Origin of the sequence: Sulfuritalea sp. (genome assembly GCF_017302275.1) — a bacterium.
In the GTDB taxonomy this organism is placed as follows: Bacteria; Pseudomonadota; Gammaproteobacteria; order Burkholderiales; family Rhodocyclaceae; genus Sulfuritalea.
The window spans coordinates 13,999-36,423 of the sequence record NZ_JAFLDR010000008.1 but is presented as its reverse complement, the minus strand read 5'-3'; the positions used below and the strand labels follow the sequence as shown (position 1 = coordinate 36,423).

Here is a 22,425-nt window from a genome sequence, read left to right as displayed (position 1 = left end):
GGCGCGGGTACCGCGCCTAGGGACGGCGAACTGCCGTCGCGGCCTGCCGCAACCAATGCAGAACCATCGCATGCAGCTCATCCGGGGTTACCGGCTTGGCGATGTGGTCGTCCATTCCGGCGGCGAGGCAGGCCTCGCGATCACTGTCAAAGGCGTTGGCGGTCAATGCCAGGATGGGGACCGCGGAGGACATCCCCGGCAAGCGCCGAATCGCGCGCGTGGCGTCGAGGCCGTTCATGACCGGCATCTGCACGTCCATCAGGATCAGCGCGTAGCGCCCGTCCCTGGCTTTTCGCACGGCCTCCTCGCCGTTGTGCGCAACGTCGACCACCAGGCCGACGTCGGCGAGCAGGCCCACTTCCACTTCGCGATTCACCGGCTCGTCTTCGGCGATCAGGATTCGGGTCCCGGCGAATTCCCTGGCCAGCAGCGCGCGCGCGGAAGCATCTTCGGCGGCGTCGTCTGCCGCCTTGTCGGCGCGGGCATGCCGCAGGCGCACCGTTACCCAGAAGCAACTGCCGCGGCCGGCCTCGCTGGTCACGCCGACTTCGCCGCCCATCAGGTTGGCGATGCGCCTGGAAATGGCGAGGCCAAGTCCGCTTCCCCCATATCTGCGGGTCATCGAGTCGTCGGCCTGGACAAAGGGAAGGAACAGGCGGGTCTGCTGCTCCGGGCTGATACCGATTCCCTGGTCGTGCACTTCGATGCGCAGCAAGACGCCAAGGCTGTCGTCTTCGACGGCGCGGGCGCGCAGGGTGATCTGGCCGTGTTCCGAGAACTTGACGGCATTGCCGACGAAATTGAGCAGGATCTGCTTGAGGCGGGTGGGGTCGCCGCAGAGCCGCTCGGGCAAGCCCGGGTCGATTTCCGATGCGAGGACCAGATCCTTGGCCTGGGCCGGCACCTGCTGCAGTTCGAGGGTGTCGCGCACCAGTTGCGCAAGGGAGAAGTTGTGTTCTTCCAACGTCAGGCGCTGGGCTTCGATTTGCGAGATGTCGAGGATGTCGTTGATGACGTCGAGCAGGTGCTGGGCGGCGTTCAGACCCTTTTTCAGCCAGCGGATCTGTGTCGGGTCGGTCGCGCTGCGCAGCGCCAGGCTGGTCATGCCCATGATGCCGTTCATCGGCGTGCGCAGTTCGTGGCTCATGTTGGCCAGGAACACGCTCTTTGCACGGTTCGCAGCTTCCGCGGCGTCGCGCGCCTCGGCCAGTTCGGCGGTGCGCGAATAGACCAGTTCCTTGAGGTGGTGGCGGTGCTGTTCGAGTTCGGCTTCGGCGCGCTTGCGTGCCGTGATGTCGGTGTAGACCCAGATCGAGGGAGCCTCCAGAACCGAATTCGGGTCGAGCGGGCGCCCGGTCTGGATCACCCAGATGAGGCTGCCGTCCTGATGGCGCATCTCGGTCTCGAAATTGGCATATCCCTGCTTCGCCAGTTGTGCATAACCTTCCCGACCGCAGGACAAGAACTGTTCCGTCGAGCCATAGAACACTTCCGTGGTCTTGCCGATGACGTCGTGCGGACTGGCGAAGCCGAACATGTCCGCGATGCGCTGGTTGCACTTGAGGATTTGGCGGTTGCGCAGGAGCAGGATGCCGACGTGGGCGTTGTCGAAAATCAGGCGCTGTTCCTGCATCAATTCGACGATTCGGCTTTCCTGTTCCTTGCGCTCGGTGATGTCGCGCGCGACGACGACGATACGCGCGACGCGGCCGCTGCCGTCCCTGATCGCGAAGCCGCGTGATTCCATCTCGCGAACGCTGCCGTCGGCCTTGAGGAACCGATACTCGAGTTCCTGCCCGATGCCGGTGCGGACGGTCTCGCGAAACGCCTGTCGGACGCGTGACTGATCGTCCGGATGAACGTCGGCGAAGGAGTCGGTGCCGCGCAGGTCCCGCGTCTCGCCGAAAAAGCGCTGATAGGAAGGGCTGTTGTAGATCCGGCGCCCGTCGAGGTCGAGTACCGCGATGAAGTCCCCGATGTTCTCCGCGATCAGCCGGAAGAATTCCTCCTGTTCGCGCAAGGTCGCTTCCGCGCGCTTGCGCTCGGTGACATCGCGGGCGATCGACAGCAGGCAGGTCTCGCCATCGAGTTCGATCCTGGATGCCGATATCAGGCAGTCCAGCGGTTCGCCGTTCCGGCACAGCAGCCGGGTTTCGAAGTCGCGGCAATAGCCGTCCGCGGCCAAGCCCGCCAGCAGGCGCGCCTGATCTCCCGGATCGGCCCAGATGCCGAGGTCATTCCAGCCGCGGCCGACGATCTCGTCGCGCCGCACGCCGATGGCCTGCTCGAAGGCGTCATTGACGTCCAGGATGCGGCCATCGACCGTCGAACTGATGCTGACCGGGTCGGGGCTGGTGTGGAACATGCTGCGGTAGCGGTTTTCGCTTGTCGCGATGCCATGCCGGGCGCGGGCCAGGATCTCTATCGGGAGGATGATCGCGACGACCAGCACCAGCACGGTGACCGATGCCATCAGGGCCGTCGCCACCACCGAATGGCCTTGCCCGCCGTCGGTTCCCGCCGGCAGCAGGATCGCGGTGACCGCAGCGGCGAGAGCCAGTACGCCGGTAGTCATGAAAATGGCGATGAGGATGCGATAGGGGCCGGGGACGGCGCCCTTCGCCCGCGCGCGCAGCAACAGGCTGGCGATGCCGCAGCTGATGACGCTGTCGCTGAGCGCGATGATCGCCAGGCGCACCGCGGGGTTTGCTTCGACATAGGTGAAATACAGGAGGCCGCCGCCCGCCGCCGCGATCAGTGGCAAGCTCCACCACCGCGGTCCGGGACCGCCGAAGTAGAGGCGGAACCCGCCATGGGCCCTGGCAAAACCGATCACGAACAGGAAGTCCGCCGCGACGATTCCGATCAGGTCGGGCACATGGCCGCGCAGGGTGAGCAAGGCGAAACCGAGGCAGGCCAGCAGGGCGCCCTGGGCCCAGCGGCGGACGGCGGCGTTCTTGCCCAGCAGATCACCGCCCTTGACGAGGCCGGCCAGCACCGCGATGCAGCCAAGTGCGGCAACCATCATCAGAAAATAGTTGATTTCGCTACGCATGGCTTCGCGTTCGATTCATGCCCGCATGAAAGGCGAGTTCAATTTTCAGTTCCCGACACCGGCAACACCCGGACCATTAGAACACCCGGGGAATCCGGGGGCTTGATCTGGGACAAAGCCAGCATGCGGCGGCGCCGTCGCATTATCGAGAACAGAACCTGGCGATCAGCGCTGGTACTGCGGCTTGGCAGCGGTGCCGGCAAGGGCGACGCCGCCGGTCAGGCGCATGCGCGCGGCCTTGACTTCGACGGCGAACCTGCCGCGCACGGCGCCGTCCGGCGCAATGCCGAACGCGCCGGTGGCGGCGAGTTCCCCCGCGCTGAGCCGGATGTCGGTGAAGTCGTAGCGCCGGGCGTCGAGCAGCGCGTTGCCTTCGAGGGCTTCGAAGGTGTACTGGTCGCCGACGCCGCGCCCTTGCACCACGCGGTCGAGGTCGACGCCGACCAGCACGCCGCGGCCGAGTGTTGCGCGGCCTTGCATCCGGCCGCGCGCATAAAGCTCGGCAGCGGTCGCCGCTTCCGAGGCAAGATCCGCCTGGCCATCCATGAAGCCGCCGGACATCCAGTTCGGCGCGAACTTGGCGACATTTACGCGCCTGGCCTTGACCTTGGCGGTCAGCTTCCAGCCACGGCTCCATGAGACGGCACCGCTGGCGGTGAGTTCGCCTTCCGAGTTCCAGGCCTTGGCATCGGTGAAGCTCAGGCTGTCGGGTGTCAGTCGCGCGCCAAGCGTGAGATCGCTGAGCGGCATATCGAAGCCCAGCGGCAACAGGAAGCGCTGCGCGCCGAGGCTCACCTGCCAGAATCCCGCGCCGCGCTGCGCGTCCAGCGTGGCCTTGCCGAAATCATCGCTTTGGCCGGTGCCGGCGATGCGTGCCAGCAGTCCATCCTGGAAGCGTGCCTCGAGGTCCATGGGCGGCAGCAGCGGCTTGGCTTCGGCGATGACCTGCAGCCCGCTGGTGGTGAGCGCGCCGGCCTTCATCGGAATCTTCGCGCTGCTTGCATGCAGCGCCTTGAGCAATACGGCGACCGGGACGCGCGCCTGGTCGAGGTGCGCCGACTCGAATTCCGCCGGCGTCTGCCACAGCACGGAAAACGGCACGCCGAGGGCGATGCGCTGAACCTTTACCGCGCCGTCGTCGCCGATGGCGACATCGCTCACGGTCAGCAGAGGCTTCGGTATCAGTTCGACATGGGCGCTGCCAGCTTTTACCGGCACGCCGAGGGCGGCGCTGGCCAAGGTCTCGAAGGCCTGCCGTTTGCCGTCGAAGGGGATGAACTTGATCAGGAACAGGCCGGCCAGGGGCAGCACGATCGCAACCACCGCGGCAGCGATGCGCGACTGCTTCTTCACCTTTTCCGCGCGCTGGCGCAGGCGTTCCTTGATGAGTTCCCGCTCGCGTTCCTCTTCCTCCAGGCGCGCGCGCTCCTCGGCTTCCTTGCGCGCCTTTTCCTCGGCCTTGCGCCGGGCGCGCTCCTCGGCTTCCTTGCGCGCCTTTTCCTCGGCTTCGAGGCGGGCACGTTCCTCGGCTTCGATGCGGGCGCGTTCCTCGGCTTCCTTGCGGGCCTTTTCCTCGGCCGCGAGGCGCGCCTGCTCCGCGAAGCGCAGGGCCTCTTCGACGGCCGCCTTGCGGGCCTTCTCCTCGGCTTCGCGCTTTTCCTTCTCGATCGCGTCGCGCCGTGCCTTCTCCTCGGCCGCGATGCGTATCCTTTCCTCGGTCTCGCGCCGCAGCTTTTCTTCCGCTTCGCGCCGTGCCCTTTCCTCGGCGTCTCGCCTTGCCTTCTCGATCGCATCGCGGCGGGCCTGCTCCTCGGCTTCGATGCGGGCCTTCTCTTCGGCTTCCTTGCGGGCCTTTTCCTCGGCTTCGCGCCGCGCTTGCTCTTCGGCCTCGCGCCGGGCCCTTTCCTCGGCCTCGCGGCGAGCCTTCGCTTCGGCTTCGATGCGGGCCTTTTCCTCGGCTTCGCGCCGCGCCTGTTCCTCCGCTTCGCGGCGGGCCCTTTCCTCGGCTTCGACGCGGGCTTTTTCCTCGGCTTCCAGACGGGCCTTTTCCTCGGCGCGGCGGCGCGCGTCTTCCTCGCCCTGCCTGACGTATTCCACCGCCTGCTTGTCGCGCTGGCCGCGCCGTGCCGCGATCGCCTGGCGCAGGCGTTCGGCGATGTCGTCGGTGCCAGCCGCCTTCAGCTCGGCTTCGCGGCGCGCCTGTTCCTCGGCTTCGAGGCGAGCCTTCTCTTCGGCTTCGCGCCGCAGCCTTTCCTCGGTTTCGCGCCGCACGCGTTCCGCCGCCTCGGCGCGGACCCTTTCCTCCGCATCGCGCAGCTGCTTTTCCGCGGCCTCGCGCCGCTGCTTGTCTTCCGCCGCGCGCCGCGCACTCTCCTCGGCGTAGCGCCGCGCCTGCTCCTCGGCCTGCCTGCGCTGCATTTCCTCGCTCTCGCGCCGCACCTTTTCTTCGGTCTCGCGGCGGATCTTTTCCTCGGCCTCGACGCGCGCCCTTTCCTCGGCCTCGCGCCGCATCCTGTCCTCGGCCTCGCGGCGCGAGCGTTCCTCGGCTTCGCGCCGGGCCCGGGCCTCCTCTTCCTGGTGGGCCCGTTCCTCGGTTTCGCGCCGCACTTTTTCTTCGATCTCGCGCCTGACCTTTTCTTCGGTCTCGCGCCGAATCCGTTCTTCCGCTTCGTGGCGTGCCTTTTCGTCGGCTTCGCGCCTGAGCTTTTCTTCCGTTTCCCGGCGCTGCTTTTCCGTTGCCTCGCGCCGCGCCCTTTCCTCGGCGTCGCGCTTCAGCCGCTCCTCGGCTTCGCGGCGGAGCTTTTCCTCGGTTTCGCGACGGACCTTTTCTTCCGTCTCGCGCCGGATGCGTTCTTCCGCCTCGTGGCGGGCATTGTCCTCGGCTTCGCGCCTGAGCTTTTCTTCCGCCTCGCGGCGGCTCCTTTCCTCGGCTTCCCGCCGTGCCCGCTCCTCGGTCTCGCGCCGGATGCGCTCCTCGGTTTCGCGGCGGATTTTCTCCTCGGTCTCGCGCCTGACCCTTTCCTCGGTTTCACGTCGCACCCGTTCTTCGGCGTCGCGGCGGGCGCGGGCTTCGGCGTCGCGCCTGGCATTTTCTTCAGCGTCGCGGCGGGCTTGCTCGGCGGCGGTGTCGTCCGCCGCCGCATCGAAGCTGGGCGCGGCCGCGCTGAAATCGAGGTCGAAGCCTTCCTCTGCCGGCGCACTCGGTGCGCTCGGTGCGCCGGGCGCGGGCGCCGCGCTGCGGCTGATTTCCACTTCGCGCAGGTAGCCTTGCGCCACCAGTTCGGAGATCGCCCATACGATAACTTTGCGATCCTTTTCCGGCCAGGCGGCGGCGACTTGCTCCGGCTCGAACTGGCCCTTGCAGGCCTTGAGCACTTCCAGCAATTCCTCGGACAGCGTATTGGTCTTGCCTGTCGCTTCGCGAAGTCCCTTGGGTGATCTGCTGAGTACCTGGCTCATGGCAATACGTCGCTCCCGGTGATTCGTCCGCTGCCCGGGCGGGGCGGGCGATTCATGCATATCAGGTGAATTTTGCCGCAAACTCGGCGTGACGGCGACATTTCTATGCCGACGGGTCGTCCGTGCCGCCGACAATTGCCGTTCCGCCAGCGACCGAAGGAAGTCCCTGCGGGGCGCCGACTATTGCGGAATGCAGCGCCAGGCTTCCCGCCGCGGTCCATCCCAGCGCATCGGTCACGGCGGAAAAGCTGGCTTCGGGCGCGGCAGCAATGGTCAGCCGCTCGCCGTTCGCGGGATGGCGCAGGACCAGTTCCGTGCAAGCCAGCAGCAGGCGGTGGCAGCCGAAGCGACGCTGGAAGAACCGGTTGTGCACGCCCTTGCCCCAGTTGGCATCGCCGATGATCGGGTGGGCGACATGCTTCAGGTGGCGCCGCAACTGGTGCCGGCGTCCGCTCCGGGGCCGCAGTTCGAGCAGGGCGTAGCGCGCGCCCGGATAGCGGTCTACCGCCTCGGGCAGTTCGACCGTCGCCAGTCGCCGGAACTCGGTGACGGCCGGCTGCGCTTCCGGGCCCGCACCGGCAACAAACTTGCGCCCATAGTCGTCGAACTGGCGCGACAGCGGATGGTCGATCACACCGGCGTCGGGTGGCCAGCCGCGCACCACGGCAAGGTAGCGCTTGGCGATCTCGTCGCGCTCGAACTGGCCGCCGACCTCGCGCGCGCACTCGGCGTCGAAGGCGAACAGCAGCACGCCGGAGGTCGGCTTGTCGAGCCGATGCAGCGGGAACACGCGCCGCCCGATCTGGTCGCGCAGCAACTGCACCGCAAAGCGCGTCTCGTGCCGATCGATGTCGCTGCGATGCACCAGCAGTCCGGATGGCTTGTTCACCGCGACGAGATAGTCGTCGCGGTAGAGGATGTCGAGCATGGGGTTTGGATTTGTCGCGTTGCCGGGGCTGGCTTCTCCCGAGCGGACAGGGAAATCGACAGGTTATCGGCAAACGGAGGAGGAGACCAGCATCCCAATGCCTTCGAAACTGCCTCGGAGGCGCCGCCGCGTGCTAGCAGTCGTGAGGCTCTGTCTCGTGCGACCGGCACCCGCGAATTTGGCAGTCCGCCGAAGAATTTTCGGGCACCCGCTGCCCCGCGCATCCGGACAACGCGGGGCGCGTTGCCCTTCGGCGGTCCGGACAGTCAGGCGTGAAGCCTTTTCCTAGCCGTCTTGCGATGGTCGCCGACGTGCGCGGCGCTGAGCGTTAGGCCTTCTTGCCGGTGCGGCGGCGGATGAACCCCAGAAGGCCCAGCCCCGCGAGCAGCAAGGCGTATGTCTCGGGTTCGGGAATCGGCGCGGCAACGTGATCACGAACCAGGAAGGAGCCGACGTGGTTCTCCGCCGAAGAAATATGGAAGTAGGTGGCATGGGCTGCGGTCAGGTCGCCGCCAGGTACTTCGTCGTTATCGTAGACGATTCCCAGGAACTGAAATCCCGGAAGGGAATGCGAATCCGCAAGCAAACCGTAGCTGAAATCCAGCCCCTGGCCTTCGGCATAACCCCAGTGTTGGTCATAAGAATGGCCAAATAGCACACTGTAATGGTAGTCCAGTGTACTGCCCATGAGACCAAGCAGTCCATCGATGCGATCCGTCTCCATATCTACCGGGACATAGTTGCCAGCCCCGATGGCGACGCCAGAGTAGCTGGAAATCAGCGTATTGAACTCGTCCCCGGTGGCGTAGCGCCAACCGGCGAACTGGCCGCCTACGCCCAACTGGGAACTGACGTAGTTGAAGGACATCCCTGCCGTGGTGGTGACGTCAAGCCAGTCCAGCCCCGTTGCGGTGTCGCTCAGGTAGCTGTGGTCGGAGGCATCGATGATGGCGGCGCCGGCCGGGGCGCAAAGGGCCAATGAGGCGGCGGCAAGCGCGACGAAATGCTGCGAAGTGCCACAGGTCTTCATGGTGGTCTCTCCTCCACTAAGTGTTGTGCCTGCCTTGGCAGGCCGGATTTTTTCGGAAAATCTAGCGCGAACCATTATCCCGATGCAATAGTCCGAACGGACTAAACGCATCTGTTTGTCTTGCCGCACGGTGGCTTGCGGCGTAGGCTGGCGGGCGGTCTGGCGGTCTGGCGGGCTGGTGGGCTGGGCCTCGCCCGTTCGGCTGCGGAACTGGCCCTCTCCGCCGGTGCTGTTTACTGCAGGCCCTGTGCCTCGCAGAGGAATCTCATCAGCGGCGCGGCCGCCGCGAAGCGCCGCGCGGCGAGCTTGACCAGGCCTGGCCCGATGGCCTCGGCCCTGGAAAGCGCCGCAAGGCCGATGAAGTCCTTGCGCTTGAGGTCCTCGATCGCCGGGTGGTCGGCGGCGTAGCCGCGCGGCGGGCGAGTCAGGCGGTCACCGGCCAGCGCCCAGTGCGCGGCGAATTTCCTGTCATCGCGCGCCGCGATCCAGCGTTCAGGGTCCCGCGCGATGTGGTCGCGGATGCGGCCCAGCAGGTCGGCCTCCGGATGCCAGGAGCCGGCGCCAAAGAAGCATTCATCGGTTGCGATGTGCAGGTAGAAGCCGGGGGCATGGATGTCCTTGCCCAGTTCATGGCGGAACTGGATGCCGATGTTGGTCTTGTAGGGCGTCTTGTCGCGGGAAAAGCGCGTGTCGCGGAACACGCGCATGAGCGAGCCTCCCGCCTTGCGCGGTTCGGCGCGGAAGTGCGGGGCGAACTTTGCGAGTTGCGGCCCCATCGCGGCGATGAACTCCAGCGCCGGTTCGCGCACCAGTGCCTCGTAGCGGGGTTTGTTGGCCTCGAACCAGGCCCGTTCGTTGTTGGCGGCCAGTTCGTCGAGGAAAGCGAAGGTGGCTTTGTCGAACATCGCGGGCTCGTGCGTCAGGCGGCTGCCGTCCGCGGCAGGCGGCGGTTGATCCAGTTGTCGATGCGGCTGGCGACGGTCGTCCATTGCGGCTCCATCATCAGCATGTGCCCGGCGCCCGGAATGACGCAGGTTTCGGCGTTCCAGCCGGTGGCGGTGAAATGCAGCAGGTTGGCGGGAAAGAGCGCGTCAAGTTCGCCGCCCATGACCAGCGCGGGGATCTTCGGTCGGCGAAACGGCGGACGCCATGCCAACGCCATCATCTCGGCGATCGCCGTGGTCGATTCGTCCTGCACCAGCGGCTTGAACGAGGCGAACTGTTCGTGCGTGACGTCGGGCGAAAAATACACTTCGCGCATCACCCTGGCGGTGTTCTCGGTGTACTTGCCGCGTACCGCGTAGGCGGCCTCGCGCAGGAAATCCGGCTGTCGCAGGTTGAGCTGGATGCTGCAGGCGGTTAGCCCGGTGGTTGGCACCGGCGCCATCATGATGACGGCCGCCGCGGTGCCGCGTTCCAGGTAGCGTTGGACCACCAGCGCACCCATCGAATGGCCGATCAGCACCGGCGGCGCGTCGAGTCCGGCGACCACATGGGCGACATCGCCGGCGTAATGGTTGATGTCGTAGCTGTCGAGCTCGTCGCGTCCTTCGCTTTTGCCGTGCCCGGAAAGGTCGATGGCATGGCAGTGGTAGCCGAGCGCGCTGAAGTGGGGCATGAAGTTAACGTCCCAGCAGCCGCCGTGGATGTAGCCGCCATGGACGAAGACCAGCGGCGGATGCCCGTTGTGGCGCCCTGCCGGGCGATGCAGGGTGTGCAGTTTGCGGTGCTTCATGGGTGACCCTTCACGGCCAATGGCTTAACTTGAAACAACTCGTTCGAAGCGACTGCATTTAGTCGAGCGAAGCGAGCCGTTCGGTAGCCCCCTGTGAGGGGGGATGGGAGCGGGCCTTCAATATGTCCTTTGCGTGTTTCATCTTCTGCGGGTGACCCTGCGCAGCAAATGGTTTGGGTCAGAACAATATCACGCCCCGCGCATTGCGTCCCTCGGCGAGGTCGGCGAAAGCCTGCGGCGCCTCCCCGATGCCGTATGTGCGGGTGATCAGTTCGTCAAGCTTGAGCCGGCCGCCGCGATAGAGGCCGATCAGGCGTGGAAAGTCTTGTTGCGGGCGGGCCGAACCGAAGTAGCTGCCCTTCAGGGTCTTCTCTTCGAAGGTGAGGGTCGCGGTGCGGATCGTTGTCGTGTCCCTGGGGCCGGCGACGCCGACCACGACCGCCGTGCCGCCCTTGCGCAGGCAGCCGTAGGCCTGCGCCGCGACCTCGCCGAATCCGACGCATTCGAAGGCGTAATCGGCTCCGCCCTCGGTGAGCTTCTTGAGCGCCTTGACGGCGTTCTCTTCATTCTTCGGGTTGAGGACATGCGTGGCGCCGAAGGCCTTTGCCATTTCCAGTTTGGCGTCGGAAGTGTCGACGGCGACGATGATGCGCGCGCCGGCGATAGCGCAGCCCTGGATGGCGTTGAGACCGACGCCGCCGCAGCCGAACACCACCGCGGCCGAGCCGGGTTCGACCTTCGCCGTGTTCACGGCGGCGCCGACGCCGGTCATCACGCCGCAGCCGATCAATGCGGCCTTGTCGAGCGGCATGGCGGCGTCGATCTTGACCACGTTGTCGACGTGCAGCGTGGCGTACTCGGCCATTACGCCGCAGCCGGAGAAGATGTTGAGGGGCTGGCCGGCGGCATCCTTGAAGCGCGTGGTGCCGTCGGGCAGCGTGAAGGCGGCCTTGGCGGCCTGATCGCAGAGCTGTGGGCGCCCGGTCTGGCAGTAGCGGCATTTGCCGCACATGCTGACGAAGGAACTGACGACGTGGTCGCCGACGGCGAAGCCGCCGACGCCTTCGCCGATCGCGACGATGCTGCCGGCACCTTCATGGCCCAGCACCACCGGCGGCGGCAGCGGCAGCGTGCCGTTGGTGGCGGACAGGTCGCTGTGGCAAACGCCGCAGGCGGCGAGCTTGATCATCACTTCGCCGCGCTGCGGCGCGCCGACGCTGACGGCTTCGACGACGACGGGTTTGCCGACTTCGCGGCAAATGACGGCACGGGCTTGCTGGGTCATGATGATGTCCTCGGTTAAGGTGGAATGGGATGCATTCGACTATTCCTTGTACCAGACCAGTTGCTGGGTGGTGGCGAGCAGCGTACCGTCGCTGCTCCAGACATGGCCATGGTGGTCGAAGTGGCCGTCGCTGAAGGCCTGGGCCTGGGCCACGGCGAGCAGCGGCGCCGCGCCCTGACGGGTCAAGGCTTCTGGTCCGGCATGGAAGTAGATGTTGATCGACACCGTGCCGATCGGCACGAAATCCGGGCGGTGCAGGTAGATGCGCGGCAGGAAGCTGTCGCACAACGCGGTGAGCGAGGCGAAGTCGAGCGGCCGCGGCGGGTTGTCGGCGACCCAGACGTGGGACAGGCTGTCATCATTCACGGCGAAGGGTTTGCCGCGCACGATGCGGAACTCGTAGCGCTGGAGGAAGCCGTCGGGTTTGCGTGGCGGCGCGACCGCGCATTGCTCCGCCGGCGGCACGTCGGGCCGCTCGGCTTCGATCTTGCCCCAGGTTTCGCGGCGCGTGGCGCAGATGGCGATGGCCTGGGCCAGCACCGTGTCCTGCTGCGAAAGACGAATCGCCCAATGCTGGCTGCTGCGATTGGCGCGCACCAGTTCGGTGTCGACGACGAATTTGCCGCGCTCGATCGGCGCCAGGAAGTTCAGCGTGAATGACAGGGGCGTACCGCGCCGTTCAGGACGGCGCAGCATGGCCTGCATCATCACCCCGGCGGTGACGCCGCCGTATGGGCTGACCATGTTCCAGTAGTCTTCGCTGGTGCGGCCCTGCCAGCGGTCCGGCGCTTCGTGCGCCAGTTCGATGGCGCTGTCGAAGGGGTGAATGCTCATATCCTGCGCGCCTTGCCGCTCCAGTAGGCGTCGCGGATGCGGCGCTTCTGCACCTTGCCGTTGTCGTCGCGCGGCAGGGCGGCGACGATGTCGATGCGGCGGGGCACCTTGTAGCCGGCGATGCGCAGGCCGAGCTCGCGGCGGATGCTGTCAGCGTCGAGCGCGGCGCCGGTTTCGGCCACCACTTGCGCGGCCAGCGCCTCGCCGAACTCCTCATCGGGGATGCCGACCACGGCGCAGTCGGCGATGCCGGGCAGGGTGATCAGCACGTGCTCTATTTCGGCCGGATAGATGTTCACGCCGCCCGAGATCACCATGTCCGAGGCGCGGTCGCAGACGTAGAGGAAGCCCTCGTCGTCGACGTAGCCCATGTCGCCGACGCTGGCCAGGCCGTCGCATTCGATGGCGCGGCGGGCCGCCTCGTTGCCATGGTAGGTGAAGTCGGAATAGGCCGGCTGGTGGGCGTAGATGGTGCCGATCTCGCCGGTCGGCAACTCGCGGCCGGCGTCGTCGAGGATGCGGATCTTCGCTTGGCCGACCGCACGTCCGGCGCTGCCCGGTTTGCGCGCCGCATCCTGCGGTTTCATCACGGTGATGTAGCCGGTTTCGCTTGACGCATAGGCTTCGTGGATCACCGGGCCGAGCCACTCGATCATCGCCTTTTTGACCTCCGGCGCGCAAGGCGAACCGGTCGAGGCGACGAATTTCAGCGAGGACAGGTCGTAGCGCGAACGCACGTCGGGCGGCAGGCGCAGCAGGCGCACGTACATCACCGGCACCAGGTACACGGTGTCGATGCGGTGGCGCTCGATCAGGGCCAGCGTCGCTTCGGCGTCGAACTTTTCCTCCAGCACGAACAACTCCCCTTGCAGCAGGGATTGCTGGGCGAAGGAACTCGGCGCGCTGTGGTAGAGGGGTGCCGAGAGCAGGCTGCGCACGCCGGGATAGATGCCCAGCGCTTCCTTCGCCACCTGCGCCGAGAGCGCCTGTTGCTCCGGCGACAGAGGCAGGCGGCGCACGCCCTTGGGTCGGCCGGTGGTACCTGAGGTGTAGGCCATGTGGCCGCGCGGCGTGCGCGGCGGGCCGCAGCAGGGCGACTGGACGGCGAGCCAGGCGTCGAAGTGATCGTTCCGTCCTGCGCCGGCATCGATGACGATCACCTGCACGCTGGCCGGAACCGCCGATGAAATCCCTGCCAGCAGGTCGGGTTGGATGAACAGCACCTTGGCGCCGCAGTCGGCGAGGATGAAGCCGGCTTCGTCGCTCTTGAAGTGCCAGTTGATCTGGCAGTAATAGGCGCCGGCGAGGCGACAGCCCTGGATGATGTCGACGAAGGCCGGGACGTTGCGCAACATCACGGCGACCACGTCGCCGTCTTCGATGCCGAGGCGGACCAGGCCGCCGGCCAGGCGTGCGGCATTTGCGTCGGTTTCGGCGCCGGTGCGCTGCAAAGCGCCGCAGACGAGCGCAGCGGTCATGCGGCCCGCGCTTCCCGTGACAGGTTCGCGGCAAAGCGCTGCAGGTGGAAATCGGTGTCGCCGAAACTCATCTCGATGGCCGTCAGGCGCTTGAACCAGTGGCTGAGGATCATTTCGTCGGTCATGCCCATGCCGCCGTGCAACTGCACGGCATTCTGCGCGATGAAGCGACAGGCCTGGCCGACGGTGACCTTGGCCGCGGACAGCGTGCGTCGGCGCGCAGCCGCGTCGTCGTTGCTGCAATCCATGGCCGCGAGGTAGCTCATCGAACGCGCCTGCTCAAGGTGCAGCAGCATGTCGGCCATGCGGTGCTGCAGGGCCTGGAAGCGGCCGATGGGTTGGCCGAACTGCTGGCGCGTCTTGAGGTATTCGGTGGTGGCGGCGACCGTGGCGTCCATGATGCCGACGGCTTCGGCGCAAAGCGCGGCGAGGCCGATGTCCAGCGCCGCGTCGATCGCATCGCGGGCGCCGCCGGCATCCAGTCGCACCGCCGGCGCATCGTTCAGCGCCAGGTCGGCGGCGCGCTGGCCGTCGAGCGTCGGATAGTCGCGCAGCGTGACGCCGTCGGCGCCGGGTGTGACCGCAAATAGTCCGGTAAGGCCGTCGGCGCAGCGCGCGGAAACCAGCAGCAGGTCGGCGCAGCCGCCATGGGCGACCACCGCCTTGCGGCCGGCGAGGTTGCCGCCGACTTCCCTGACCGGCGCGTCGCGCGCATCGGCGTCGGCCAGCACCACGATGGTCTCGCCGGTGGCGACGCGCGGCAGCCATTCTTCCTGAAAGTCGGCGCTGGCGGCACGGCGAATCAGGGCCGGGGCAACCACAGCGCCGGTGAGGTAGGGTTCCAGCAACAGGCCGGCGCCGAAGGCGCCCATCACCAGGCCGGTTTCCTGCGGCCCATAGCCGAGGCCGCCGTAGTCTTCGTCGATATTGATGGCCAGCACGCCGAGGTCGGCCAGCACCTGCCAGACTTCCCGGCTCCAGCCGGGCTTCGAGTCGCGGATGGCGCGGCGCTTCTCGAATGTGTAGTCCCTGGCGACGAAGCGGTGCACGGTATCGGCCAGCGCGCGCTGGTCTTCGTTGAAATCAAAGTTCATGGCATCGACCTCACAGGCCCATGATCATCTGCGAGATGATGTTCTTCTGGATTTCGTTTGAGCCGCCGAAGATCGACAGCTTGCGCAGGTTGCAGTAGCCGGTGCCGAGGTTGGCCGCATAGTCGGGGCCGACGCCGGCCTGCTTGAAGGGCAGGGCGCAGGCGCCAACCGCCTGCATCATCAGTTCGGAAATGGTCTGCTGGATTTCCGTGCCCTTGATCTTGAGGATCGAGGCTTCCGGTCCCGGTGCCTTGTGTTCGCGCTCGGCGGAGAGCACGCGCAGGTTGGTGATCTCCAGCGCCATCAGGTCGATTTCGACCTGGGCCACCTTCGCCGCGAACAAGGGTTGGTCAAGCCGTCCCTCGGCCGCCGCGATGCGCTTGAGGCGCGCCAGTTCGCGCTTGGCGATGCCGATGCCGGCGATGTTGGTGCGTTCGTGGCCGAGCAGAAACTTGGCGTAGGTCCAGCCCTTGTTTTCCTCGCCCACCCGGTTTTCGAGAGGCACCCTGACGTCTTCCAGCCAGACCTCGTTGACCTCGTGCGCGCCGTCCAGCGTGATGATCGGTCGCACCGTGACGCCCGGCGACTTCATGTCGATCAGGAGGAAGGAAATGCCGCTCTGCTTCTTGGCCTCGGGATCGGTACGCACCAGGCAGAAGATCCAGTCGGCATACTGGCCGAGTGTGGTCCAGGTTTTCTGGCCATTGACGACGTAGTGGTCGCCTTCGCGGATCGCGCGGGTCTTGACCGAGGCGAGGTCGGAGCCGGCGCCGGGTTCCGAGTAGCCCTGGCACCACCATTCCTCGGCGGACATGATTTTCGGCAGGAAGCGCTGCTGCTGGGCCGGGCTGCCGAAAGCCATCAGCACCGGCGCGATCATCTTGAGGCCGAAGGAAATCAGGCGCGGGGCGCCGGCCGCGGCGCATTCCTCCTCGAAAATGTATTGCTCGGTCGGTGTCCAGCCGGGGCCACCGAATTCCCTGGGCCAGCCGACGCCGCCCCAGCCGCGCCCGTGCAGTGCGCGCTGCCACTGCACATGCTCCTCGCGACTCAGGTGTACGCCGTTCATCACCTTGTGGCGGATGGCGTCCGGGAGTTTCTCCGCGACAAAGCGGCGAACTTCCTCGCGGAAGGTATTTTCTTCGGGGCTGAAAGAGAGATCCATGCTTGCGTCCTATCGGGGCGCGCCTCCGAGCGGCACGATGGTGCCCTGGGCCGTGGCACAGAGTTTCTCGACGCCGTCCTTCACCGCGAAAACATCGCAGCGGCACACGGCCTGCGATTTTCCGGCGTAGAGCACGCTGGCCCGCGCGATCAGGGTTTCACCCTGGGCGGGTCGCAGGTAGTTGATCTTGTATTCCGAGGTGACCACGCCCAGGCCCGGCAGCGCGCTGCCGCCGGCATAGGTCAGGGCGTTGTCGGCCAGGTAGCTGACGGCGCCGCCGTGGACGAAGCCGTGTTGCTGCAGGTGGTCGCCGCGCACGGCCAGCCTCAGTTCGGCCCGTCCGGGTTCGAAGGCGGACAGCTCCGCACCGAGTAGAACGCTGAAGGGCTGTGCGGCCAGGACGCGGCGGCCGAGTGCAAGCAGATCGGCTTTTTCGGTCATGACAGGGAGGGATTGAAGGCCTGCACAGTGGAATACAATTCTGTTAAGGAAGACAGAATGTGAATTCTTGCCGTCCCTCGCCGAAAAGTCAATGTGCGCCGCATAAGGACTTTAATAGGGTGCGGCAGCGGGTCGACAAGCGATTGGCGGCGCCTTGACGCTGGATTCACAGCTGTGCCACTATCCGGAACACAATAACTGAAAGCGGAATTAGCGATTTGCCACCATGAGCGCCGAAGCCGATGCCCGGCAGCGAGAAGTCGCGGCCATGTTCGACCGCCACGGGCCGGGCTATCGCTGGTGGGCGGTGCTGACCGTGATGCTCGGCACGGTGTCGGCGATCATGGAAGCCACGGTGGTGAATGTGGCATTGCCGGAGATCATCCGCGTTTTCCACCTTGGACACGACCAGGTGCAACTGCTGTCCACCGGCTTCCTCGCCGCCACCACGGCCTCGATGCTGCTTGCGACCTGGGCCATGCAGCGCTTCGGCGTGCGCCGCACCTATACCGGCGCGCTGGTGCTGCTGGTCACGTTTTCGGTGCTGGCAGCGCTGGCCGACCGTTTCGTGGTGCTGGCGTTGTGCCGCATCGGCCAGGGCGGCATCGCCGGACTGATCCAGCCGCTGTCGATGCTGGTCATCATCGACGTCTTTCCGCCGCAGGAACGCGGCCGCGCGATGGGTGCCTATGGCCTCGGCATCGTGCTGGCGCCGGCCGTGGGGCCGGTGGCAGGCGGCCTGCTGGTCGACCATTTTGGCTGGCCCTCGGTATTCCTCGTCACGGTGCCGTTGTGCCTCGCGGCGATCGCGCTGGCGCCGCGCTACGTGATCGCGGCGCTGCCAGTGGCGGGCGCGCACAGGCGGCCCATCGATTGGATCGGACTGGTGCTGGTGATCGCCGCGCTGTGCGCGCTGCTTGGCGGCCTGACAGCGCTGATCCGCCAGCCGGCGGCGGGTTCTGCGGCGGTGGGCCTCGGCATGGCGCTGGCGGCGGGCTTCGTGCTGTGGGAACGCAACACGCTCCATCCGCTTCTGGATTTCCGCATCTTCCGCGAAGCGGGCTTTGCCGCCGCCGTGCTGGTGGCGCTGGCCTATGGCGTTGGCATTTATGGTTCTACCTACCTGGCGCCGGTGTTCGCCCAGATCGGCCTCGGCTTTTCCGGTTACGAAGCGGGCCTGATGCTGCTGCCGGGCGGCGCGGTGCTGGCCGCCGTGCTGCTGCTGGCGGGCAAGCTGGCGGACCGTTTTCCTTCCAACCGCGTGGCGATGGCGGGGCTGGCGTTCTTCGCGCTCTCGGCAATCCTGATGGGGTTGTCGTCGACCACCACCGGTTTCTGGATGCTGGCGCTGTGGGTGGCGATCGGTCGCATTGGGCTGGGACTGATCATTCCTGGGCTCAATGCCGGGGCCCTGCGCCTGCTGCCTTACGGCACCGAGGCAGCGGGCTCGGCGTCGATCAATTTCTTCCGCCAGCTCGGCGGCGCCCTCGGCGTCACGCTGCTGGCGCTGTTCCTCGAAGGGCGCGAACGCCAGTTGAATGCCGTGCATGGATTGCAGCCGATGCAGGAGGGATTCTTCCTGATCGCCTTCGTCTATTGCCTGGCCCTGATACCCGCGTGGCTGATGATCGGCCGCACGCCCACCCCACGACCTGCCTAGGAGACTTCATGCCCCTGCCCAAGGTGTTGCAGGACAATCTCGCGCTGCCGGTGATCGGCGCGCCGATGTTCATCGTGTCGCAGCCCGAACTGGTGCTGGCGCAGTGCATGGCCGGCATCGTCGGCTCTTTCCCTGCATTGAACGCGCGCCCCAAGGAATTGCTCGACGAATGGCTGACCACCATCACCGCGCAGATCGACGGCGCGCGTCGCGCCGATCCGGGCCGCAAGGTCGCACCCTTCGCGGTTAACCAGATCGTGCACCATTCCAACGACCGCCTCGATCATGACGTTGCGCTTTGTGTCAGGCACAAGGTGCCGATGATCATCACCAGCCTGCGGGCGCCGGGCGACGTGGTGAAGGAGGTGCATGGCTACGGTGGCATCGTGTTCCACGACGTGATCAACGTGCGCCACGCGCAGAAGGCGCTGGAGGCCGGCGTCGACGGCCTGATCCTGGTCGCCGCCGGCGCCGGCGGCCATGCCGGGACGCTGAGCCCCTTCGTCCTGGTGTCCGAAGTGCGGCGTTTCTGGGACGGTCCGATCGCGCTGTCCGGCGCCATGACGAACGGCCGGCAGATCCTGGCCGCGCAGGCCATGGGCGCCGACCTGGCCTACATGGGCACGCGTTTCATCCCGACGCCGGAGGCCAATGCGGTTGATGCCTACAAGCGGATGATCGTCGAGAGCACCGCCGCCGACGTGGTCTATACGCCTTACTTCACCGGCGTGCATGGCAACTACCTGCGGTCAAGCATCGTCGCGCAGGGGCTGGATCCCGACAACCTGCCCTTGCGCGACAAGACCAGCATGAGCTTCGGCTCGGACCGCACCAAGGCCTGGCGCGACATCTGGGGCGTCGGGCAGGGGGTAGGCTCGATCGATGACATCATTCCGGTGGCCGAGGTCGTGGCCCGGCTCGGACGCGAATACCGCGCGGCGCAGCAAGCACTGTGCGCGCAAACCTGGAAAGGAGCCCGTTGAAATGGTCAAACAGAAGAAAGCCGCCGCAGTTGCCGCGCCGCTGGCGGAAAAGATGCCGGTCAAGGAGGACCGGCATTTCGTCACGGCGCTGGCGCGCGGCCTGTCGGTGCTGTCCTGTTTCAGTTCCGGCGAAAAGATGCTCGGCAACCTCGACATCGCCAAACGCTGCAAGCTGCCCAAGTCCACGGTCTCGCGCCTGACTTACACGCTGACCAAACTCGGCTACCTGGTCTATGTGGAGGAGACAGGCAAGTACCGGCTCGGCACCTCGACCCTGGCGCTGGGCAGCGCCATGCTGGCGCGGCTCGACGTGCGCGACCTGGCGCGACCGCTGATGCAGGAACTGGCGGACTTTTCCAAGGCCATGGTGTCGCTCGGCAGCCGCGACCGCCTGTCGATGATCTACGTCGGCAATGCGCGCAGTTCGGCGGCGCTGACGCTTTCGCTCGACATCGGCTCGCGAATTCCGATCGCGACCACGGCGATGGGGCGCGCCTACCTGGCGATGGTGCCGGAGCGCGAACGCGAGGACATCATGGAACGCGTGCGCGAGCTCGATGAAGTGGCCTGGCCGACTATCCGCGCCGGCATCGAACGCTCGCTGCAGGAATACCGCGAGACGGGCGCAGTCAGCTCCTTCGGCGAGTGGCAGTCCGATGTCAATGCGATCGCCGTGCCGCTGCGTCCCGGCGGCGGCCTGCCGCCGATGGCGATCAATTGCGGCGGCCCGGCGTTCACCCTGTCAAGGGAATTCCTGCTCGGCGAGGTAAGACCGCGCCTGATCGGGCTGGTCAAGCAACTGGAGGCTTCGCTGGGGTTGCGCGGCTAGTGACAGGTCCGTCGGTCGCCCGCCGGTTTACTCGTTCCAGGTTCCCGAGCGGATCACGGTTCCGTCGGCGCGGGTTTCGGTACCCTGTCCGCTGCGCAGCCCATCCTTGAACTCGCCGACGAACACGGTGCCATTGCGGGCCGTCAGGGTGCCGCTTCCATGGAACTTGTCATCCTGAAAATCGCCTTCGTACCTGCTGCCGCCGGATGACAGGAACACGCCCTTGCCCTGCAGTCGGCCGTCCACGAAGTCGCCGTTGTACTCGTTGCCGTTGGCCCAGGTCAGCTTGCCCTTCCCGTTGCGCTTGTCGTTCCTGAATTCACCGACATACCGGTCGCCATTGGCTGCCGTCTGCGTGCCTTCGCCGTCGAACTTGTCGTTCCTGAAACCGCCGACATACTTGCCGCCGCCGGCGGAACTCAGGCTGCCCTGCCCGTTGCGCGAGCCGTCGCGGAATGCCCCGACGTACACGTCCCCATTCTTCCAGGTGTAAGTTCCCTGTCCCTGCGGGAGATCATTGAGGAACTGACCGACGTAGCTGTCGCCATTCGCGGCAGTGAGGGTGCCTTTGCCATCTCGCCGTCCGGCCTTGAATTCGCCGACGTACTTGTCGCCGCCGGCGGTGGTCAGGGTTCCCTTGCCGTCGATGCCATCGTTGCGGAACTCGCCGACATACTTGTCGCCACCGGCGGAAAGCAGCGTGCCCTGACCGTGCCGTGCGTTGTTCACGAATTCGCCCACGTAGCGGTCACCGTTGGGCCAGGCATAACTGCCGTAGCCATGGCGCCTGCCGTTCCAGAAGTCGCCGACATAGCGCTCGCCGGCGGGGGATACGGTCGTTCCGGAGCATCCGCTCCATGCGGTCTCCGCTTGCGGCGAACAGGGCGGCAGGCGGCCCTGGGCAATGGCGCTGGAACATGCCATCAACAGCATGGCGATCAGAGGCATTTTCATCATCGCGACCCTTGTCTGTCCTGTGAGGCGTCGCAGGTGCCGCGGCCCGGGGTCGCGGCACCTGCATGTTCGCCGCATTTTACGCCTCCGCAGGCCAGGCCATCGACCGGTTTCCGGCAACGAGTGGGCGGGAGCATGCGGGTATCGTTTATCCTTGGGGTCACGCTCCTGTTTTTCGCCGGAGGTCGTCCCATGTCTCTCGCCAAGCAGCACCTCTATACCACGCGCACCGAATGGACCGGCAATCTCGGCGAAGGTACCGCCGGCTACCGTGCCTATTCGCGCGACCATGGGATTTCCGCGGTGGCCAAACCGGAAATCCCGGGATCGTCCGATCCGGCGTTTCGCGGCGATGCGACGCGCTGGAACCCGGAGGACCTGCTGGTCGCCTCGCTGTCGTCCTGTCACATGCTGTGGTACCTGCATCTTTGCAGCCAGGCGAAGATCGTCGTACTGGCGTATCGCGACGACGCGGTCGGCACCATGGTCGAGGACGCGAGCGGCGGCGGCCGCTTCAGCCATGCGCTGCTGCGCCCGGTGGCGACGCTGGCCGCGGGGAGCGATGCCAAACGGGCCAGGGCCCTGCATGGGGAAGCGCATCGCCTGTGCTTCATAGCGAACTCGGTAAATTTTCCGGTCGTGATCGAATCGACGGAGCTGGTGGCTGATTGATTCCGGACGCGGGAGCGGGGCGCTTTGACCAGCAAGGCGCGGCGTAGTAGGCTGCAGCGCACGGCCGGATGACGAAGGCGGGACAAGGGCTGCGACAAAACAAGACATGGATTCCGGCGGTGCCGCCAGTGGCCGATCGGAACCGAGGAGACGCAAGTGCAGATCATCGAGTGGAGCAGCGACTTTGCCCTGGGTATCGCCGAGATCGACGACCAGCATCGTGCCCTGGTCGGGATGATCAATGCACTGGATGCGAGCACCCACGCCGACTACAGCGCGGAAGGCATGCGCAAGATGCTCGACGAACTGAACGCCTACGTGCGCGATCACTTTGCCTTCGAGGAACGTCTGATGGCTGGTGGCGGCTGCACCCAGGAGCTGGTGACACGCCATACCGCCGAACATGCCTATTTTCGCAGCGTGCTGCGCGATCTGACTGCCGACTTTGAAAGGGGTTACGCCGGCATCACCGTGACCCTGATCGAGTATCTGGTGCATTGGCTGCTGCACCACATTGTCGTGGTGGATCGGGCCATGTCGCAACAACTCAATGCGGCCGACCCCGAGTTGGCGGCGCGCGTCGCCGCGGCGCTGGCCACGACCATGGTCGATGACCTGACCGACTCCGAGCGTCACCTGCTCAACGAATTGCGGCGCGCCAACGAGCAGCTGGAACGCTTGGTACATGAGCGGACAAAGGCCCTGAATGAACGGAACGGCAAGCTGGAGGCCGAACTGGGTGAGGCCAGAGCGGAAGTACAGCGCCTGCGCTTGCAGTTGGCGGGGCGTGGCGTCGCCGGATAAACCGGCAATTCCGGCGCCT

At 66.2% G+C, this 22,425-nt stretch carries 18 protein-coding genes; 5 read left to right on the top strand and 13 right to left on the bottom strand.

Translation table 11 applies throughout. From position 1 onward, the window contains the following. Positions 1-16: 16 nt before the first annotated feature. From J0M27_RS06110 to J0M27_RS06055, 12 genes are all read right to left on the bottom strand, one after another. Positions 17-3,055: a PAS domain-containing hybrid sensor histidine kinase/response regulator gene (locus J0M27_RS06110; protein ID WP_294988575.1), complete on the bottom strand. Its 3,039-nt coding sequence runs from the start codon at positions 3,053-3,055 to the stop codon at positions 17-19. Between the two features lie 165 nt (positions 3,056-3,220). After that, a complete protein-coding gene (locus J0M27_RS06105) occupies positions 3,221-6,514 on the bottom strand; it encodes a hypothetical protein (protein ID WP_294988572.1) in 3,294 nt (1,097 codons plus the stop codon). A 103-nt stretch (positions 6,515-6,617) separates the two neighbouring features. Further along, positions 6,618-7,442, bottom strand: a complete 825-nt coding sequence (locus tag J0M27_RS06100; protein WP_294988569.1) for a pseudouridine synthase — start codon at positions 7,440-7,442, stop codon at positions 6,618-6,620. A gap of 328 nt (positions 7,443-7,770) precedes the next feature. Further along, the gene (locus tag J0M27_RS06095; RefSeq protein ID WP_294988567.1) at positions 7,771-8,472 is read right to left on the bottom strand and encodes a PEP-CTERM sorting domain-containing protein; all 702 of its coding nucleotides are present in this window, start codon (positions 8,470-8,472) and stop codon (positions 7,771-7,773) included. Between the two features lie 233 nt (positions 8,473-8,705). Then, on the bottom strand, positions 8,706-9,377 hold the full coding sequence (locus J0M27_RS06090; RefSeq protein ID WP_294988564.1) for a DUF2461 domain-containing protein: 672 nt from the start codon (positions 9,375-9,377) through the stop codon (positions 8,706-8,708). A 14-nt stretch (positions 9,378-9,391) separates the two neighbouring features. Beyond that, positions 9,392-10,207 (bottom strand): alpha/beta hydrolase, encoded by an 816-nt coding sequence (locus tag J0M27_RS06085; protein WP_294988561.1) that lies wholly within the window; start codon positions 10,205-10,207, stop codon positions 9,392-9,394. A gap of 178 nt (positions 10,208-10,385) precedes the next feature. Beyond that, a complete protein-coding gene (locus J0M27_RS06080) occupies positions 10,386-11,492 on the bottom strand; it encodes a Zn-dependent alcohol dehydrogenase (RefSeq protein WP_294988558.1) in 1,107 nt (368 codons plus the stop codon). A gap of 39 nt (positions 11,493-11,531) precedes the next feature. Next, a complete protein-coding gene (locus tag J0M27_RS06075; RefSeq protein WP_294988555.1) occupies positions 11,532-12,326 on the bottom strand; it encodes a thioesterase family protein in 795 nt (264 codons plus the stop codon). Beyond that, on the bottom strand, positions 12,323-13,804 hold the full coding sequence (locus tag J0M27_RS06070) for an AMP-binding protein (RefSeq protein ID WP_294988552.1): 1,482 nt from the start codon (positions 13,802-13,804) through the stop codon (positions 12,323-12,325). Before J0M27_RS06070 ends, J0M27_RS06075 begins: the two co-directional genes overlap by 4 nt. Continuing rightward, positions 13,801-14,898, bottom strand: coding sequence for an acyl-CoA dehydrogenase (locus J0M27_RS06065; protein WP_294988549.1), 1,098 nt, complete (start codon positions 14,896-14,898; stop codon positions 13,801-13,803). Before J0M27_RS06065 ends, J0M27_RS06070 begins: the two co-directional genes overlap by 4 nt. A gap of 10 nt (positions 14,899-14,908) precedes the next feature. Further along, complete coding sequence (locus J0M27_RS06060) at positions 14,909-16,063, bottom strand: acyl-CoA dehydrogenase family protein (protein WP_294988546.1); 1,155 nt, start codon at positions 16,061-16,063, stop codon at positions 14,909-14,911. A 9-nt stretch (positions 16,064-16,072) separates the two neighbouring features. Beyond that, positions 16,073-16,504: a PaaI family thioesterase gene (locus tag J0M27_RS06055; RefSeq protein WP_294988543.1), complete on the bottom strand. Its 432-nt coding sequence runs from the start codon at positions 16,502-16,504 to the stop codon at positions 16,073-16,075. A 226-nt stretch (positions 16,505-16,730) separates the two neighbouring features. Between J0M27_RS06055 and J0M27_RS06050 the strand changes: the two genes are divergently transcribed. The 3 genes from J0M27_RS06050 to J0M27_RS06040 are packed head-to-tail and all read left to right on the top strand — an operon-like array spanning position 16,731 to position 19,976. Beyond that, a complete protein-coding gene (locus J0M27_RS06050; RefSeq protein WP_294988540.1) occupies positions 16,731-18,164 on the top strand; it encodes an MFS transporter in 1,434 nt (477 codons plus the stop codon). Between the two features lie 8 nt (positions 18,165-18,172). Further along, on the top strand, positions 18,173-19,147 hold the full coding sequence (locus J0M27_RS06045; RefSeq protein WP_294988537.1) for a nitronate monooxygenase family protein: 975 nt from the start codon (positions 18,173-18,175) through the stop codon (positions 19,145-19,147). A gap of 1 nt (position 19,148) precedes the next feature. Then, complete coding sequence (locus tag J0M27_RS06040; RefSeq protein ID WP_294988535.1) at positions 19,149-19,976, top strand: IclR family transcriptional regulator; 828 nt, start codon at positions 19,149-19,151, stop codon at positions 19,974-19,976. A 27-nt stretch (positions 19,977-20,003) separates the two neighbouring features. Here J0M27_RS06040 and J0M27_RS06035 read toward each other — a convergent pair whose 3' ends face one another. Further along, positions 20,004-20,933, bottom strand: coding sequence for an MORN repeat-containing protein (locus J0M27_RS06035; protein ID WP_294988533.1), 930 nt, complete (start codon positions 20,931-20,933; stop codon positions 20,004-20,006). Positions 20,934-21,122: 189 nt separating this feature from the next. On the opposite strand from J0M27_RS06035, the gene J0M27_RS06030 reads away from it, so the two are divergent. Together J0M27_RS06030 and J0M27_RS06025 are read left to right on the top strand one after the other, a co-directional pair. Then, positions 21,123-21,602, top strand: a complete 480-nt coding sequence (locus J0M27_RS06030) for an OsmC family protein (protein WP_294988530.1) — start codon at positions 21,123-21,125, stop codon at positions 21,600-21,602. A 156-nt stretch (positions 21,603-21,758) separates the two neighbouring features. Further along, the gene (locus tag J0M27_RS06025; RefSeq protein ID WP_294988526.1) at positions 21,759-22,406 is read left to right on the top strand and encodes a bacteriohemerythrin; all 648 of its coding nucleotides are present in this window, start codon (positions 21,759-21,761) and stop codon (positions 22,404-22,406) included. Positions 22,407-22,425 lie beyond the last annotated feature (19 nt).